Below are 14,435 nucleotides of genomic sequence, written 5' to 3'. Positions count from 1 at the left end.
CGGGATGGGGATCCCATGCGCGGAATGGGGCAGATGCTCGTGCTGTCTGGCGCGGCGCGGGCCGAAGACGTCACTGCAGCGATCGGCGTGGTCGGAGACGGAGACGCGCTGTCGCCGTATCTGCTGCGCAAGGGGCTGATCAGCGAGGCGCAGCTGGCCGAGGCGGTGTCGATGAACACCGGTACGCCGTTCGTCGACCTCTCCGCGTACCCGCTGGATCCTGAGGTCATCTCGCTCGTGCCCGGCGTGATGTGCCGGCGCTACCGCCTGCTGCCGCTGCGGCAGTACCGCGATCAGCTGACGGTGGCGATGCTGGATCCGACCGACATCATCGCCCTCGACGACGTCGCCAGCATCACGGACCTGCGCGTGAGCCCGGTCGTGGTCACCGGCGAGGCGCTGAACCAGGCGTTCGAACGGTTCCTGCGCTCGGATGAGGAGCTCACCGACCTGTCCGAGCAGATCGGCGAGGCGTCGACCTCCGCCCACATCGTGTTCACCGAGCAGCTCGACGATCAGGACGCGGATGCGCCCGTGGTGCGGTTCGTGAACCTGCTCATCACGCAGGCGATCAACGACCGTGCGAGCGACATCCACATCGAGCCGGGCGAGCACCGGCTCACGGTGCGGTTCCGCATCGACGGCGTGCTGCATGAGATGCAGCGCGCGGACCGCAGCATCCAGGACGGCGTCATCTCGCGGCTGAAGATCATGTCGTCGATCGACATCGCCGAGAAGAGAGTGCCGCAGGACGGGCGCATCTCGGTGCTGCACGAGGGGCGCAGCGTCGACCTGCGCGTGGCGACCCTGCCGACGGTGTGGGGCGAGAAGATCGTGATGCGCATCCTCGACAACAGCGGGCAGGTCATGCTGATGTCGGATCTGCTGTTCTCCGAGCGCAATGCGGAGCGCTTCACGCAGGCGATCTCCCGCCCGCACGGCATGGTGCTGGTGACGGGTCCGACCGGATCCGGCAAGTCCACGACGCTCTACACGGCGCTGCGGGCCGTCGCGAACCCGCGCGTGAACGTGATCACGGTCGAGGATCCCGTCGAGTACCGGATCCCCGACATCAACCAGATCCAGGTCAACCCGCGGGCCGGCCTCACGTTCGCGACCGCGCTGCGATCGATCCTGCGGGCGGATCCGGATGTCGTGCTGGTCGGCGAGATCCGCGACCGGGAGACCGCGGCGATCTCGATCGAGGCGGCGCTGACCGGCCACCTCGTGCTCTCGACGCTGCATACCAACGACGCCCCGAGCGCGCTCACCCGGCTGGTGGAGATCGGCACCGAGCCGTTCCTCGTGGCGACGGCGCTGAGCGCGGTGATCGCCCAGCGACTCGCGCGCCGGCTGTGCACCAAATGCCGCCAGCCGATCGACGGCGACCGGGCGATGCTCGAGGCCGTCGGCATGCCGCTCGACCTCGTCGACGGCGCCACCGTGTTCCAGGCGGTGGGGTGCACGGCGTGCTCCAGCACCGGCTACCGCGGCCGGGTCGCACTACACGAGGCGATGGAGGTCACCGACCGCATCGAGCAGGCGCTGGTGGGCCGTGCGACCGGCGGTGAGCTGCGTGAGATCGCCCTGGAGCAGGGCATGATCCCGCTGCGCGACGACGGCTGGGCCAAGGTGGCGCAGGGCATCACGACGATCGAAGAGGTGCTGCGGGTCTCGGTCTAGTGCTGCTTCGCGAGGTCGCCGTACAGCGTGAAGATCGGCAGGTAGAGGGAGATCACCATGCCGCCGATGACCACGCCGAGCCCGACGATCAGGACCGGCTCGATGAGCGACGACAGCTGTTCCGTGGCGGTCTCGACCTCGTCCTCGTAGAAGTCGGCGATGCTGCCGAGCATCTCTGCGAGCGTGCCGGACTCCTCGCCGACGGCGACCATCTGGGACACCATCGCCGGGAACACCTCGGCCGCGGCGAGCGGCGCGGCGAACGAGCGCCCGCCGCGGATCGACTCCTGGATGTCGCGCACGGTCTGCTCGATCTTCCAGTTGTTCGACGCCTGTCCGACGATCGAGAGCGCCTGGATGATCGGCACGCCGGCGTCGAGCATCATCGACAGGTTCCGGGTGAAGCGGGCGACCGCCATCTTCGTCAGCAGCTTGCCGAAGATCGGCAGCTTCAGCAGGAACGGATCCACCACCTTGCGGTACGCGTCCGTGTAGCGGTTGCGCGCCCACCAGATCCACAGCGCGATTACCAGCACGGCGACCGCCGGCGCGATCCACCTCATGTTCTCCGAGACCGTGACGAGGATCTGGGTCGGCAGCGGAAGGCTCGTGCCGAGTCCCGCGAACATGCTCTTGAACACGGGGACGACGAAGATCAGCATCGCCGTGACGCCGAGGATCGCGATGATCAGCACGACCAGCGGGTAGGTCGTGGCGGCGCGGATCTTCGCGTGCAGGTCTGCCTGCTTCTGATACGTCTCGGCGATCGAGGTCAGCGCCTTGCCGAGGAACCCGCCCGCCTCGCCGACGCGGATGATCGACACCATGAGCGGCGGGAACACTTGCGGGTGCCGTCCCATCGACGCGGACAGGGAGGATCCGGACTCCACGTCGGTCTGCACGATGACGAGCGCCTGCTGCAGCTTCTTGTCATCGGCCTGCTCCGCCAGCACGGTGAGGGTGCGCAGCAGCGGAAGGCCGGCGTTGATGAGCGCCGCCATCTGACGGGAGAAGATCGCGAGCGTCTTCGCCGAGACCCCCTTGCGCAGCGACGGCAGCGAGATCTCGCGATGCAGGCCCGTCTTCGCGACTGGCGCGACGCGCAGCGGCGTGAGGCCCTGCGCGCGGAGCTTGGCGACGACCGCGCTGTCGCTCACCGCATCCATCGTGCCCTTGACGGTCTGCGCACCGGCGGCGTCGAGCGCCTGGTACTCGTACTCCTGCACCCCGGCCATCAGGATCCCCATTCCTCGAGCTGCCGCCCGGCGGCGAACGTCGACCACGACTCGGCGTCCAGATCCGCGGGCTTCACGTGCACGCCGTCGATCGACTTCGGATCCACGGCGAACGTGCGCGCGACGTGCGCGGCGATCACGCCGTCTCCGACGAGGCGGCGCAGATCCTGGTCGAGCGTGTGCATGCCGACGGACTGGCTCGACTGCATCGTCGAGTACAGCTGAGACACCTGGCCCTCGCGGATCAGATTCGCGACCGCCGGAGTGTTGATCAGCACCTCGGTCGCGATCGTGCGCCCCACCGTCTGGGCGCGCGGGAGCAGCGTCTGGCTGATGATGCCCTGCAGCGTGTCGCCGAGCTGGGTGCGGATCTGGTGCTGCTGATCGGCCGGGAACACGTCGACGATGCGGTTGACCGACTTCGCCGCGCCCTGCGTGTGCAGCGTGGAGAGCACGAGATGTCCGGTCTCCGCCGCCGACAGCGCGGTCGAGATCGACTCCGGATCGCGCAGCTCGCCGACGAGGATCACATCGGGGTCCTGCCGCAGCACGCGTCGCAGCGCCTCGGCGAAGGACGCGGTGTCGGATCCGACCTCGCGCTGGTGGATGAGGGCTCGCCGGCTGGTGTGGTGGAACTCGATCGGATCCTCGATCGTCACGACGTGCACGGGACGGGTCGCGTTGATGATGTCGACCATGGCCGTGAGCGTCGTCGACTTCCCGGATCCGGTCGGACCGGTCAGCAGCACGAGCCCCCGCGGGCGCAGGGCCAGATCGTACGCGATCGCCGGGGCGCCGAGCTCTTCGAGGCTGAACACCCGGCCGGGGATGAAGCGCAGCGCCATCGCGATCTCGCCGAGCTGGCGGAAGATGTTCACGCGGAAGCGCCCGATCTCGTCCACGGCATGGGCCAGGTCGACCTCGTGGTGGGTGGCGAACTCCTCCCGCTGCGCCGGGGTCATGAGGTCGTACGCCGCCTGCTCGACCCAGCCGGCACTCAGCGCCTGCTCATGCCGCGGCACGGGCACGAGGTCGCCGTCGACGCGCATGAGCGGCGCGGCCCCCGCGGTCACATGCACGTCGCTCGCGCCGGCGCGGGCGCCGATCGCGAGGATGCGCGTGAGCTCCGCGGCGCTCATTTCGAGGCTCCAGAGGTCGGGTCGTCAGGGCTGACGAACGCGAGCACATCCAGGTTCACGACGAAGCTGCCGTCACTGCCCGTGACCTCGACCTTGTCGATCCCGAGCAGCCGGCCGGATCCGCGCAGTCCGTCCAGGAACGCCTGCACCGCGGTCATGTCCGCCGCGTTCGCGACGACCGTGATCGGGATCTGCTGGCGGCTTCCCCCCACCGGAGCCGGCGCGGGGGACGCACCGGCTCCGGCGACCTTCGATGTCTCTGCCGCGCTGCTGCTCGCCTGCGCCGCCGTGCTGTTCGCCGCAGCCACCGGATCCGACGGACCGGTCGGCTGAGGGGTCGTCGGGGCGGCGGGCGGCGTCTTCTTCGCGGCGGCGGCAGCCTCGGGGCCCGCCTGGATCGGCGAGGTGCGCGCGATGTACGCCGCGAGGTCGCCGCGGGCGATGCTGGTGATGACCACGCCGGCGGTCTGGGCGGAGCCCGAGATGACGTCGAACGCCTGGTCGAGGTCGGGTGCCGCGGCGATCTGCGCACGCAAGTCGGAGACCGCGGCGTCGATCTCGTCCTTCCGCGCCTTCTGCTTCTGCAGGTCGCTGATCTGCTTCTCGTACCCACGATTGGTCGTCGCGGCCTGTCCGGTGTCGCCGAGCGCCGTGAACGACTGGCCGACCAGCGGCAGCACGCCGAAGACGACCGCGAGGGCCACGATAGCGATCGAGACGATCGCGCCGATGAGCGTGATCAGGGACTTCGTCATCTCGTCGCCTCCTCGGCGAAGCGGCCCGAGTAGACCGTCTGGTCGAAGGTGATGTCGACCTTGTAGGTGAACCGCCCCACGGCGGAGGCGCCGCTCGTGGTCGCATTGGCATCGGCCGACAGGATGCCGGCGACCCCTCGCAGGGAGCGCACGTACGAACCCAGATCCACCGCCGTCGGACTGTCGATCGTGAGCGTCCCGGTGAGCCCGACCGCCTTCTTCGCCGCGCTCGCCTTCTTCGCCGCATCCACGCCGCTCGTCGTCGCGGCGGGGGAAGCTCCCGGAGTCAAGGCGAAGCCGATGAGAGACGTGCCGGAGGGCAGGGAGTTCCGGACCTTGTCGAATATGCCGCTCCACGCGAAGTCGGATCCCATGGCCTCGGAGCGGAAGCCCTGCAATTCGCTCTCGGTCGCCAGCGCCTTGCTCACGTCGGAGAGCTCGGCGATCTGACCGATCAGCTGCTGCGAACGGTCCTGCTCCGCGGAGAGCCGCTGCTGCGCGAAGAGGTTCCAGACGAACGCCCCGCCGATCAGCACCGCCGCGAGCAGGACGGCGAGCAGGCAGATCCGCACCCAGACGGCGGAGAGGGCTTCGCGCTCCCTGCGCTCGATCTCGGACCGGGGCAGCAGGTCGACCCGTGGCACCCCGCCGGGCGCGGCGGTCACGATGCGTGCCATCAGCGTTCCTTTCCGAGGGCGAGCCCGAGCGTGCTCACGAGGTTGAGAGCGAGCTCCCCGGTCGGTTCCGGGACTCGCAGCGGCAGCAGATCGGCGATGCCGAGGGTGCGGACGGGCACGTCGACGGTCTCCACCAAGCCGCTGAGAACGCCGTCGACAGCGGCCCCGGCCCCGCACAGCAGCACCTCTTCGACGGGCGGGGCGGCCGGCCTGTTCGCATAGAAGGAGAGCGTGCCCCGTATCCGGCCGATCACGTCGGCGACCGGGCGCAGCGCGGTGTCGGAGCGGAGCGCGCCATGCGGCACGATGCCCGCGGCCCCCGCGAGGTCGGCGACGACGAGGCGAGCCGGATCCAGAGCACCGGCGGCGACGAACGTCCCGTCCCCCGCGCCGTCGGGCGCGACCATCTGGGCCGCGCGCCTGCGCACCGCCACCGTCTCCAGGTCGACGGGGGTGATGCGCACGAAGTCCGGGATCCCGTCGCGCAGGATGACGATCTGCGTGGTGTGGTCGCCGATGTGGACCACGGCCGCGGTGCCCGCCGGCACGACCCGAGCGGCGGCGCGGGCGAGGCCGAACGCTCCGAGGTCGACGCCGTCGACGCGGATCTTCGCCCGGGCGAAGGAGGCGATCATCGACTCGATCGTCTCCGAGACGGCGGCGACGAGCAGTCCGTGCAACTGGTCGCCGTGCTGCGAGGTCGGGTAGTAGTCGAGCACGGCCTGCGCGACCGGCACGGGCAGCAGATCCTGCACCTGGAACGGCAGTGCCTGGCGCAGCAGCTCCGGCGCCAGGGCCGTCGTGGTGTGCTCGCGCACCAGCACGCGACGGCTCGCGATACCCAGGGTCGCCGACTTGGATCCGATCTTCGCGATATTCCAGAGCTGCCGGATGGCCACGGCCACGGCCCCCTGATCGAGCACCTCCGAGTCGTGCGCGGAGTCCGGGGGCAGGACGACCTCGCCATAGGCCAGCACCTGCGGCTGACGTTCGACGCTCACCTCCACCGCGCGGACGCTCTCCTCCGTGATCTCGACGCCCACGTGAGTCTTCGCCATGTCCGTTCCCCTTCCCCCGCTGAGCCGTTGCGGCTCAGTGCATCCCCAGCAGTCCGAGGTACCAGCGCCACACCGGCTCGCCGAGCGCGATCCCGGCCCAGGCGCCGGCGATCATCCACGGGCCGAAAGGAATCGCCGTCTTGCGTCCGGCCCGCCTCAGCAGCATCAGCACGCCGGCGTAGACCCCGGCGAACAGGAAGGCCGCGAAAGCCCCCACTGCGAGCGCACCCCATCCCGTCCACCCGAGGTACAGCCCGACCAGGGCCGCAAGCCTCACGTCTCCTCCGCCCATCCCGCGCGGCTTGATCCGTCGCAGCGTGAAGTAGAAGGCGTAGAGGATCACGGCGCCGGCAAGCGCGCGCAGCAGCTCCCCCCACCCGGCATCCGCGGATCCCGTCGCCGTGGCGACGACGGCGGCCGCGCCCAGCAGCACGATTCCCCCCGCGATGCTCGGCACGACGATCGCGCTCGGCAACCGCCGCGTGTCGAGATCGATGAGGGTCAGCACGATCGACACCGCGGCGAAGCCCAGGAACGCGACCAGCACGATCCAGACCTCGGGGCCGCTCGACCACGTGACGGCGGGGTCGCCGACCCCCGCGATTCCGAGGAGTCCCCGCGAGGGCAGCGCCGCCGCGCCGCCCTCGACGAAACGGGCGGCGCCCGCCGTCATCGCCCACCACGCGACCCCGGCGAATGCGATCCCCGTGGCGGCTTCCACGATCGGATAGCGGCCGCTGATGCGGGCCGCGCACGCCGCGCACCGACCGCGGAGCACGACCCACGAGATCACGGGGACGTTCTGCCACCAGCGGATGTGCTCACCGCAGCTCGGGCACCGGCTCTCGCGGACCAGCGGGATCCCGGCGGGCACGCGGTACGCGACGACGTTGAGGAAGGATCCGATGATCAATCCGTAGAGGCCTGCGACGGCGAGCACAAGGAACGACATCATTGCTCCGCCTGGGAGATGAGGTTGCCGAGCGACAGGGTGTAGGTCGTGCTGCCCGCCGCCCCGCCCGAACCGAGGATCTTGCAGTTCATGTTCGGCATCGGCGACGGGGTCGGGATCCACGACATCGGAAGGCAGGTGAAGTCCCCGTTGTAGGTCATCGATCCGCCGACGTAGAACTGTCCGGTCAGCGTTCCGGTCCAGGTCCCGTCCATGCCGCAGGGCGTGTAGACCATGATCCGCGGCGCGATCGTCACCGATCCGGAGGTGAAGCTGTCGCCGGACGGCCGGCCGCAATCGGTCGCGACGTTGCCGGTGTTCAGGCTCTGGTGCACGAAGAAGATCTGCGAGGTCGGGCTGGAGGGACCCGTGAGGCTCCCGTTGATCTGGACCTTCATGCTCTTGCCCGGCGCGACGAGGAAGACCGCGTCCTGCGGCACGCTGCCCGCCGTGAGGGCGATCGTCGTCGTGTTCCCCGAGGTGGCCGAGCACCCGGATCGGGAGTAGTCCAGGATCACCGGGCCGGTCGCCGCCGCGAGGACGGCGTTCGGATCGGCCGGGCAGACGGAGGTCGTCGCCGTCGCCGGCGTGCCCTGCCAGGCGATCCCCGCACCGAATTCGATCCAGGTCGTCATGGCGTAGACCGTGCCGGCGGTCGAGCCGCCGTTCTGCGCGGAGTTGAGCGGCGGGGTGAACGTCGGCGCGGGGCCGACGGCGCCGACGAGCGCCGAACCGTCCGGATGGGTCCAGCCCAGCGGGTCGATCACGGGCGCGGTCCTGCCGGTCACGGCGCCCTTGATGGTCCCTGCGCTGCCGGTCTTGCTGAGCTGTACGGCGCCACCGGAGGCGACCTGCCCGCAGGACGATCCGTCCGCGGCCGCGCACGCTCCGCCGATCGTCGTGCCATTGGACGACATCGTGATCGCGCCGCCGGCCAGGAGGCTCTTCCCGACGATGATCGGGTTCGACGGATTGGCACCGTTGGTGCCGATCGACCCGTTCGCGAAGATGCTCCCGGTGATGTGGCAGCCGCCCGTGAGCGTGACGTTGCCTCCGTTCGTGCCGTCCGATCCGCCGAGCACCCAGAGGTCGCCGTCGATCACGCTCGAGCCGCTGCAGGTGTAGTCGCTGGTACGGACGACGAGGTCGCCGGTGAGGGTATTGCTCGAAGAGCCTCCGCCGACTCCGTGGAACGAGCCGTTGGTTCCCGCCATGGTCCCGCTCTGCGAGGTGTGCTGCGTGACCTGCCATTGGTAGACCGACAGGATCGTCGTCTTCTCGCCCGCGACGCTGCTCGTGCCGTAACCGGTCGACCGGATGACGACGTAGCTCGTGTCCTTCGTCGGGCAGTCCGGCGACACGGCATTGTTCCAGGAGGTCGGGGCACTGCCGCCGGCGGCGACCTGAATCGCCTGTGCCGCGGTGTCGAAGTAGGGACCGGACCCCTGGGACATGCTGTTCGCCGTCATCGTCGACGCGCCGCAGCTGTTCGCCGCGATGGCCGCCGTCAGCGCCGCCACGACCGAATCCCTGCCAGACTCCGCCGCGATGAAGGACTGCGTGCTGCGCCTGTTGCCGACGTTCCCGTTGATGACGAAGAAGATGGCTGCGGCGATGGTCGCCGTGGCGATGAGGCCGATCAGCATCACGAAGACGACCAGGACGAGGGCGACGCCTTGGTCCTCAGCCTGGCTTCTGCGCCATCGCACCGACAGGTGGTGGATCAGAAGCATGTCTGGCTCCCCCCTCCCGGCCGGATGCCCCACGTGGGATTGCGCAGATAGGCGGTGCCCTCGAAATGGACGGCCGGGCCGTTCGCGCTTGTGACGTCGAAGGAGTAGCTGACGTCCGTGCCGATCTGCGTGAAGAACGGAACCGGTGTGCCAGCGGAGGTCCGGTGCGCGGTGACCCCCGTCTGCCAGGTCGGCCACGGCGCCGGTGTCACGGCCCCGCCGGAGGTCGTGGTGAGTTGCGCGGTCCCGCCGCCGAGGCCGAACGCCATGCAGGCGTTCGAGCCGGTCATCGCGGTCGCCACCACGAGAGTGGATCCGGTCGATCCCGATGCCGTGAGCGAGGGATCCGTAATCTCGTACGCGACCGCGCTGCGCAGGGCCTTCTCGATCTGCGAGGACACGAGCTGACCGCGTTCCGTCGCGTCCACCTGATCGCTGACGCTGGCCTGGGCCTTCCAGGTGTGGAAGAAGACGACGGCGATGCCCGTCGTGATGAGTCCGAGGATCACGACATAGAAGACGAGTTCGACGAGCGAGAGCCCGTCGTCGTCCCGTACGTCGCTGTGCATGTTCATTGCAGGTACACCAGTGCTTCGACCGTGGCGAGCGTCGAGTTGTTCGCGCCCTTGGCGGTGAGCGACAGCCGTGCCGGGCTCGTGCCGCAGTCGTACGTCCCCGACGTCGAGAAGCCCTGCTGAGCGCCGTCGGCGAAGTTCCGCAGTGACGCGGCCGAGCTCAACGCGTTGCAGGTGTGCGTCTGCCGGGCCTGCTCGACCAGGGTGTTCAACTGACGCGTCGCGGTCGCGGTCGTCGCCTGCTGCGAGGAATAGATGATCCCGTTGTAGAGCGCCGGGATCAGGGCGATCGTGATGAGGGCGAGGAGGAACATCGCGATGATGAGTTCGACGAGGCCGAAGCCCTCGTCGTCCGTTCGCGTCGTGGACACTCTGACCACCCCTCGACCGATCCGGCCGGGACCGAGAGTCGATCCCGGCCGCAGTGCGCGGACAGTTAGCAGCCGGGCCCGGACTTGAACGCCGTCGCCACGCTGATGTAGTTCTGGCCGTTCGGGTTGTATCCGCTGACGCAGATCGTCGATGCGGTGGTTCCCGAAACTGCCAGGACCGTGCCATTGACGGCCTGCGCCGTCACATCGACGGTGGCTCCGGAGGCGACCTGAGCGACGGCCGTGGTCGACGCGTTCTTGGTGTTCGACTGCGTCGCCCCGTCCACCGAGGTCTTCTGGATGAATCCGAACAGCGGCAGCGCGATGGCCACGAGAATGCCGATGATCACCACCACGATGATCAACTCGATCAGTGAGAACCCGGCTTCTTCACCGTTCTCACGTGCTTCTTTCTTCGCCTCGAGGGCGCGACGAATAGCGAGCATTGCTTGTCCCCATTTCAGAGAGTCGTTTCGGGTAAAAACGCACTCTGCGAACCGACGCGTCCCTGCGCCCATCAACCAATGCCGGGTTGTCCCGGTCCCCAGATTCGGACTCGAGCTGTCCCAGAGCTCTCATCCTGGGAAAAGGATGGACCTGTCATCGTGTCAGCGCAAGAGGAAAGCCGAAACCACTATTTCGGGATACCAAGCGCAGTCGTCCGAGATCCCGGCTACCGGAAGTCCGCGCCGTCTCGGGCCCGCGGAGGGCCTCAGGATCCCGGCGTCACCGGCAGCAGCACCTTCAGGCAGAAGCCGTCGTCGGTGTGCTCGGCGAACACGTCTCCGCCGTGCGCCCTGGCGAGCCCGCGGGCGATCGCGAGGCCCAGCCCCGCCCCCGACGCCACGGCATCCGGAGCGGCACCGCCGGTACGGGACGGATCCGAGCGCCAGCCGACCTCGAACATGCGATCCAGGTCTTCGACGGCCACCCCGCTGCCGTGATCGAGCACGGCGAGCACGAGACGGTGCGGCGATGGCGACTCCGCGAACACGAGGATCTCGGATCCCTCCGGCGCGTGCCGCACGGCGTTCGTGAGCAGGTTCACGATCACGCGCGTGAGCTGGTGCGGATCGGCCCACAGCACGTGCCCGTCGATGCCCTGCTGCACGATGCGCACGCGGTGCTCCCCCGCCGCCGCGCGCACGTCGGCCACCGCGTCCGAGACCACGTCGAGCAGCTCGACCTGCTCGGCGCGCAACCGCAGCGAGCCCGAGGTGATGCGGGACAGCTCGAAGAGGTCGTCGACCATACGCCCCATCGTCTCGACCTGGGCGCGGACCTGGCCGGGGAAGGCATCCGGGTCCGCGAGCCCCGCCTCGGCCGACTCGGCGAGCGCGCGGATCGCGGTGAGCGGGGTGCGCAGATCGTGCGAGACCCAGGCGAGGAAGCGGCGGCGGTCGGAGTCCAGCCGCTCCAGATCGCCCCTGGCTTCGCTGAGCTTCGCGGACACCTCGGCGAGTTCGGCGGACAGCTCGTCGAACTCCCGCCAGCCGCTGGATCCGCCGTCGACGACATCGCCCTCGCCGACCCGGCGCACCGCGGCCGTCAGCCCTCGCACCGAGCTCCGCGCCGCGCGGGCCGTGATCCACGCCGTCGCGAGCGCGCACAGCAGCGCCGCACCGAGCACCCAGACCAGCACCGTGAAGTCGTGCGCCGACAGGTACATCTCCGCCGAGATCGCCAGGACGCCGGTCGCCAGTGCGAGCACGGAAGCGACCCCGACGACCACCAGTCGCAGCGTCAGCCCGGCCCGTCGTGCCCGGCGCAGCACCAGCAGGGCCAGATACGTGACGACGGCGGCGCAGACGAGCGCGGTGAGCAGGATGAGCAGCACATCCGCGACACCGAGGGGCATCATGAGCCGGACCCGTCCGCCGAGAACCGGTAGCCGGCGCCCCATTCCGTGAGCAGATGCAGCGGACGACGCGGATCCTGCTCGATCTTCTCCCGCAGCCGGCGCACGTGCACGGTCACCGTGCTGGCCTCGCCGAACGACCAGCCCCAGACCTCGCGCAGGATGTCGTCGCGGGACAGCACCTCCCCGTCGTGCTGCACGAGGTGGGCCAGCAACTCGTACTCGCGCGCGGCGAGCGGCACCTCCTCCCCGCGCACGTGCACCCGACGGCGGGCCGGATCCAGCCGGAAGTCGCCCCGCACGATCTCACGGGTCGGCGCGGCCGCCGCCCTGGAACGGCGCAGCAGCGCCCCGATCCGCAGCAGCAGCTCCCGCAGCGCGAAGGGCTTCACGAGGTAGTCGTCCGCGCCGGTCTCCAGCCCCTCGATGCGCTGCTCGACCTCGCCGAGCGCGGTGAGCATGATGATCGGCACGGCGGAGCGCGCCCGGGCATCGCGCGCGAGCTCGTCGCCGCTGATGCCCGGCAGCATGCGATCGACGATGAGCACGTCGGGCGGATCCGCTCGCACCGCGCGCTGCGCCGAGATCCCGTCCCCGAACGCCTCCACGAGGTAGCCGTTCGCGCCGAGGTAGCGCTCGACGGCCGCGCGCACGGTGGGGTCGTCTTCGACGACCACCACGCGGGGCAGCGCGATCGCTGACGTCTCCATGTTCAGAGGCTAATCCCGGTGCACGTGCCGGATCCGGGTTCCTTACGGCCCCGAAAGAACTCCCCCGCGGCGCTCGTGCCGTATCTACCGTCGGTTTCGTCCCCGACAGCCGGCACGTCCGTCGCCGGCGCATCCACGGAATGGAGCACTCATGCGCAAGATCGCTTTCGTCCCCGCCTCGCTCGGCGTGGCCGTCCTCGCCCTGGGCCTGTCGCTCGCGGGCTGCAGTTCGACTCCGGGAGGATCCACGCCGTCGTCCGACACGATGTCGACGTCTTCGTCGGAGCCGAGCTCGTCCCCGATGGCCTCCATGGACGACATGCACAAGACCGGAACCTTCATGGGCCTGAACGGCAAGAAGGTCGACGGCACCGTGACGGTCTCCGGATCCGAGCTCATGCTCAGCGACTTCTCCTCCGACGAGGGTCCCGACCTGCACGTGTACCTGACGAACGGCACCGACGAGGCCGCCGTCTCCGCGGGCACGCAGATCGACGCGATCGCCTTCGACAAGGCGTCGCAGACGTTCATGCTGAGCGGCGTGGACCTCTCGAAGTACACCGACGTCGTGATCCACTGCGACAAGGCCAAGGCGGTGTTCGGGGCCGCTTCCCTCTCATGACCGCGACCGCGGTGCGGGTCGGCCGTGGGGAGCCTGCCCGCACCGCGCCCTGGCCGCTCGCCTCCGCACTACTCGGCGCGGCGGCTCGGATCGCGGTGGGCGCGCTGTGGCTGAACGAGGGGATCCTGAAATACCGCGCGGGATTCGGATCCGCCGACATCCTGCTCGTCGCGCAGGGCACCGCCGGCAACAGCCGGGTGCCATTCTTCTTCCGGCCTCTGGGAGCGCTCATGCAGGCGGCGCCGGACCTGTTCGGCATCGCGATCCCGGCGCTCGAGGTCGCACTGGGGGTGCTGCTCGTCCTCGGCCTGGGTCGAGTGCTGACCACGATCGCGGCGCTCGGATCCATCGCCACCCTGATGCTGTACTGGTCGTCCGATCAGCTCATCGCGCAGTACCCGGCGATGGTGCTGCTGTCGGCGCTGGTGCTGGCGCTGCCGGGGTCGGGCCGCATCGGGGTCGCCTGGTGGTGGGGGCGACGGCGCGGGCATTGACGCGTGCGGGAGGCCTCGTCAGCTCCGACGGAACCAGCGCTTCTTCGGTTCCGGAAGCGGTGGCTCCGCGGCAGCGGTGGCCGCCCGGCGGCCCTGCCACGCCTCGATCTCGGCGTCCACATCGCGGGGCTTCGTCACCACGGGCGGGCCGCCGAGCAGCTGACGCCGGGCCTCGATCACGCGCCGGTTGAAGTCCTCCAGCACCGCGCGCACATCGCTCTCCCGCCGCAGGGCGTCGAGCTGAGCGTCGAGCTCGCGGTCCTCCACGCGCAGCATGAGCGCGGGCGGACCGAGGCCGGTGAGGTTCTCGCGCTCGATCTTGCGACGGATCCACCAGTCCGGGTCGTGATGATCGCCGAGACCGGGGATCGGCTTGCCCGCTCCGGGAAGGTCGTCGAACTGCCCCTGCCGGATGGCCACCTGGATCGCGGTCTCGACGATCGCGGGCATCGTCTCGGCGTTCAGGGCGGCGGGCGGGGCGGTCTGATGCTCCTGACCCGAGCTCGCCGCGGCTCCATGAGCGCTCCGTGCCGCATCATGCGCGCGGCGCACGCGGTCCGGATCCCTCATCAC

16 protein-coding genes are annotated in these 14,435 nt (G+C 69.6%); 3 read left to right on the top strand and 13 right to left on the bottom strand.

What is annotated here, in order from left to right; genetic code table 11:
* Positions 1-15 precede the first annotated feature (15 nt).
* The gene (locus ACFC1J_RS04880; protein WP_375903037.1) at positions 16-1,683 is read left to right on the top strand and encodes a GspE/PulE family protein; all 1,668 of its coding nucleotides are present in this window, start codon (positions 16-18) and stop codon (positions 1,681-1,683) included.
* Here the strand turns inward: ACFC1J_RS04880 and ACFC1J_RS04875 are convergent.
* The 12 genes from ACFC1J_RS04875 to ACFC1J_RS04820 form a co-directional block, all read right to left on the bottom strand.
* Positions 1,680-2,930: a type II secretion system F family protein gene (locus ACFC1J_RS04875; protein ID WP_375903035.1), complete on the bottom strand. Its 1,251-nt coding sequence runs from the start codon at positions 2,928-2,930 to the stop codon at positions 1,680-1,682. The genes ACFC1J_RS04880 and ACFC1J_RS04875 overlap by 4 nt on opposite strands.
* Entirely contained in the window at positions 2,918-4,057 is a 1,140-nt protein-coding gene (locus ACFC1J_RS04870; protein WP_375903033.1) for a type IV pilus twitching motility protein PilT, read from the bottom strand. Before ACFC1J_RS04870 ends, ACFC1J_RS04875 begins: the two co-directional genes overlap by 13 nt.
* A complete protein-coding gene (locus ACFC1J_RS04865) occupies positions 4,054-4,812 on the bottom strand; it encodes a hypothetical protein (protein ID WP_375903031.1) in 759 nt (252 codons plus the stop codon). Before ACFC1J_RS04865 ends, ACFC1J_RS04870 begins: the two co-directional genes overlap by 4 nt.
* Positions 4,809-5,489 (bottom strand): hypothetical protein, encoded by a 681-nt coding sequence (locus ACFC1J_RS04860; protein ID WP_375903029.1) that lies wholly within the window; start codon positions 5,487-5,489, stop codon positions 4,809-4,811. The genes ACFC1J_RS04865 and ACFC1J_RS04860 overlap by 4 nt, the downstream gene beginning before the upstream one ends.
* Positions 5,489-6,547 (bottom strand): pilus assembly protein PilM, encoded by a 1,059-nt coding sequence (pilM, locus tag ACFC1J_RS04855; protein ID WP_375903027.1) that lies wholly within the window; start codon positions 6,545-6,547, stop codon positions 5,489-5,491. Before pilM ends, ACFC1J_RS04860 begins: the two co-directional genes overlap by 1 nt.
* 34 nt (positions 6,548-6,581) lie before the next feature.
* Complete coding sequence (locus ACFC1J_RS04850) at positions 6,582-7,502, bottom strand: prepilin peptidase (RefSeq protein WP_375903025.1); 921 nt, start codon at positions 7,500-7,502, stop codon at positions 6,582-6,584.
* Entirely contained in the window at positions 7,499-9,232 is a 1,734-nt protein-coding gene (locus ACFC1J_RS04845; RefSeq protein ID WP_375903023.1) for a hypothetical protein, read from the bottom strand. The genes ACFC1J_RS04850 and ACFC1J_RS04845 overlap by 4 nt, the downstream gene beginning before the upstream one ends.
* A complete protein-coding gene (locus ACFC1J_RS04840; RefSeq protein WP_375903022.1) occupies positions 9,223-9,807 on the bottom strand; it encodes a PilW family protein in 585 nt (194 codons plus the stop codon). The genes ACFC1J_RS04845 and ACFC1J_RS04840 overlap by 10 nt, the downstream gene beginning before the upstream one ends.
* Entirely contained in the window at positions 9,804-10,178 is a 375-nt protein-coding gene (locus ACFC1J_RS04835) for a Tfp pilus assembly protein FimT/FimU (protein WP_375903020.1), read from the bottom strand. The genes ACFC1J_RS04840 and ACFC1J_RS04835 overlap by 4 nt, the downstream gene beginning before the upstream one ends.
* A gap of 65 nt (positions 10,179-10,243) precedes the next feature.
* Complete coding sequence (locus tag ACFC1J_RS04830) at positions 10,244-10,696, bottom strand: prepilin-type N-terminal cleavage/methylation domain-containing protein (protein ID WP_375903019.1); 453 nt, start codon at positions 10,694-10,696, stop codon at positions 10,244-10,246.
* A 194-nt stretch (positions 10,697-10,890) separates the two neighbouring features.
* Positions 10,891-12,039, bottom strand: coding sequence for a sensor histidine kinase (locus ACFC1J_RS04825; RefSeq protein ID WP_375903017.1), 1,149 nt, complete (start codon positions 12,037-12,039; stop codon positions 10,891-10,893).
* Entirely contained in the window at positions 12,036-12,746 is a 711-nt protein-coding gene (locus ACFC1J_RS04820) for a response regulator transcription factor (RefSeq protein WP_375903015.1), read from the bottom strand. Before ACFC1J_RS04820 ends, ACFC1J_RS04825 begins: the two co-directional genes overlap by 4 nt.
* A 151-nt stretch (positions 12,747-12,897) precedes the next feature.
* Here ACFC1J_RS04820 and ACFC1J_RS04815 point away from each other — a divergent pair, with 151 nt between their 5' ends.
* A complete protein-coding gene (locus tag ACFC1J_RS04815; RefSeq protein ID WP_375903013.1) occupies positions 12,898-13,368 on the top strand; it encodes a DM13 domain-containing protein in 471 nt (156 codons plus the stop codon).
* A complete protein-coding gene (locus tag ACFC1J_RS04810) occupies positions 13,365-13,862 on the top strand; it encodes a hypothetical protein (RefSeq protein ID WP_375903011.1) in 498 nt (165 codons plus the stop codon). Before ACFC1J_RS04815 ends, ACFC1J_RS04810 begins: the two co-directional genes overlap by 4 nt.
* An 18-nt stretch (positions 13,863-13,880) precedes the next feature.
* Here ACFC1J_RS04810 and ACFC1J_RS04805 read toward each other — a convergent pair whose 3' ends face one another.
* Positions 13,881-14,432, bottom strand: a complete 552-nt coding sequence (locus tag ACFC1J_RS04805) for a DUF1992 domain-containing protein (protein ID WP_375903010.1) — start codon at positions 14,430-14,432, stop codon at positions 13,881-13,883.
* Between the last annotated feature and the right edge of the window lie 3 nt (positions 14,433-14,435).

The organism is Microbacterium sp. NPDC056052 (assembly GCF_042266785.1).
Lineage (GTDB): Bacteria > Actinomycetota > Actinomycetes > Actinomycetales > Microbacteriaceae > Microbacterium.
This window is presented reverse-complemented; position numbering and strand designations above follow the sequence as displayed.

Bases quoted from the DNA above. Each gene is read 5' to 3' on its own strand.
- ACFC1J_RS04880 (WP_375903037.1), top strand. From the start codon at position 16: ATGCGCGGAATGGGGCAGATGCTCGTGCTGTCTGGCGCGGCGCGGGCC.
- ACFC1J_RS04875 (WP_375903035.1), bottom strand. From the start codon at position 2,930: ATGGGGATCCTGATGGCCGGGGTGCAGGAGTACGAGTACCAGGCGCTC.
- ACFC1J_RS04870 (WP_375903033.1), bottom strand. From the start codon at position 4,057: ATGAGCGCCGCGGAGCTCACGCGCATCCTCGCGATCGGCGCCCGCGCC.
- ACFC1J_RS04865 (WP_375903031.1), bottom strand. From the start codon at position 4,812: ATGACGAAGTCCCTGATCACGCTCATCGGCGCGATCGTCTCGATCGCT.
- ACFC1J_RS04860 (WP_375903029.1), bottom strand. From the start codon at position 5,489: ATGGCACGCATCGTGACCGCCGCGCCCGGCGGGGTGCCACGGGTCGAC.
- pilM (WP_375903027.1), bottom strand. From the start codon at position 6,547: ATGGCGAAGACTCACGTGGGCGTCGAGATCACGGAGGAGAGCGTCCGC.
- ACFC1J_RS04850 (WP_375903025.1), bottom strand. From the start codon at position 7,502: ATGATGTCGTTCCTTGTGCTCGCCGTCGCAGGCCTCTACGGATTGATC.
- ACFC1J_RS04845 (WP_375903023.1), bottom strand. From the start codon at position 9,232: ATGCTTCTGATCCACCACCTGTCGGTGCGATGGCGCAGAAGCCAGGCT.
- ACFC1J_RS04840 (WP_375903022.1), bottom strand. From the start codon at position 9,807: ATGAACATGCACAGCGACGTACGGGACGACGACGGGCTCTCGCTCGTC.
- ACFC1J_RS04830 (WP_375903019.1), bottom strand. From the start codon at position 10,696: ATGGGCGCAGGGACGCGTCGGTTCGCAGAGTGCGTTTTTACCCGAAAC.
- ACFC1J_RS04825 (WP_375903017.1), bottom strand. From the start codon at position 12,039: ATGATGCCCCTCGGTGTCGCGGATGTGCTGCTCATCCTGCTCACCGCG.
- ACFC1J_RS04820 (WP_375903015.1), bottom strand. From the start codon at position 12,746: ATGGAGACGTCAGCGATCGCGCTGCCCCGCGTGGTGGTCGTCGAAGAC.
- ACFC1J_RS04815 (WP_375903013.1), top strand. From the start codon at position 12,898: ATGCGCAAGATCGCTTTCGTCCCCGCCTCGCTCGGCGTGGCCGTCCTC.
- ACFC1J_RS04810 (WP_375903011.1), top strand. From the start codon at position 13,365: ATGACCGCGACCGCGGTGCGGGTCGGCCGTGGGGAGCCTGCCCGCACC.
- ACFC1J_RS04805 (WP_375903010.1), bottom strand. From the start codon at position 14,432: ATGAGGGATCCGGACCGCGTGCGCCGCGCGCATGATGCGGCACGGAGC.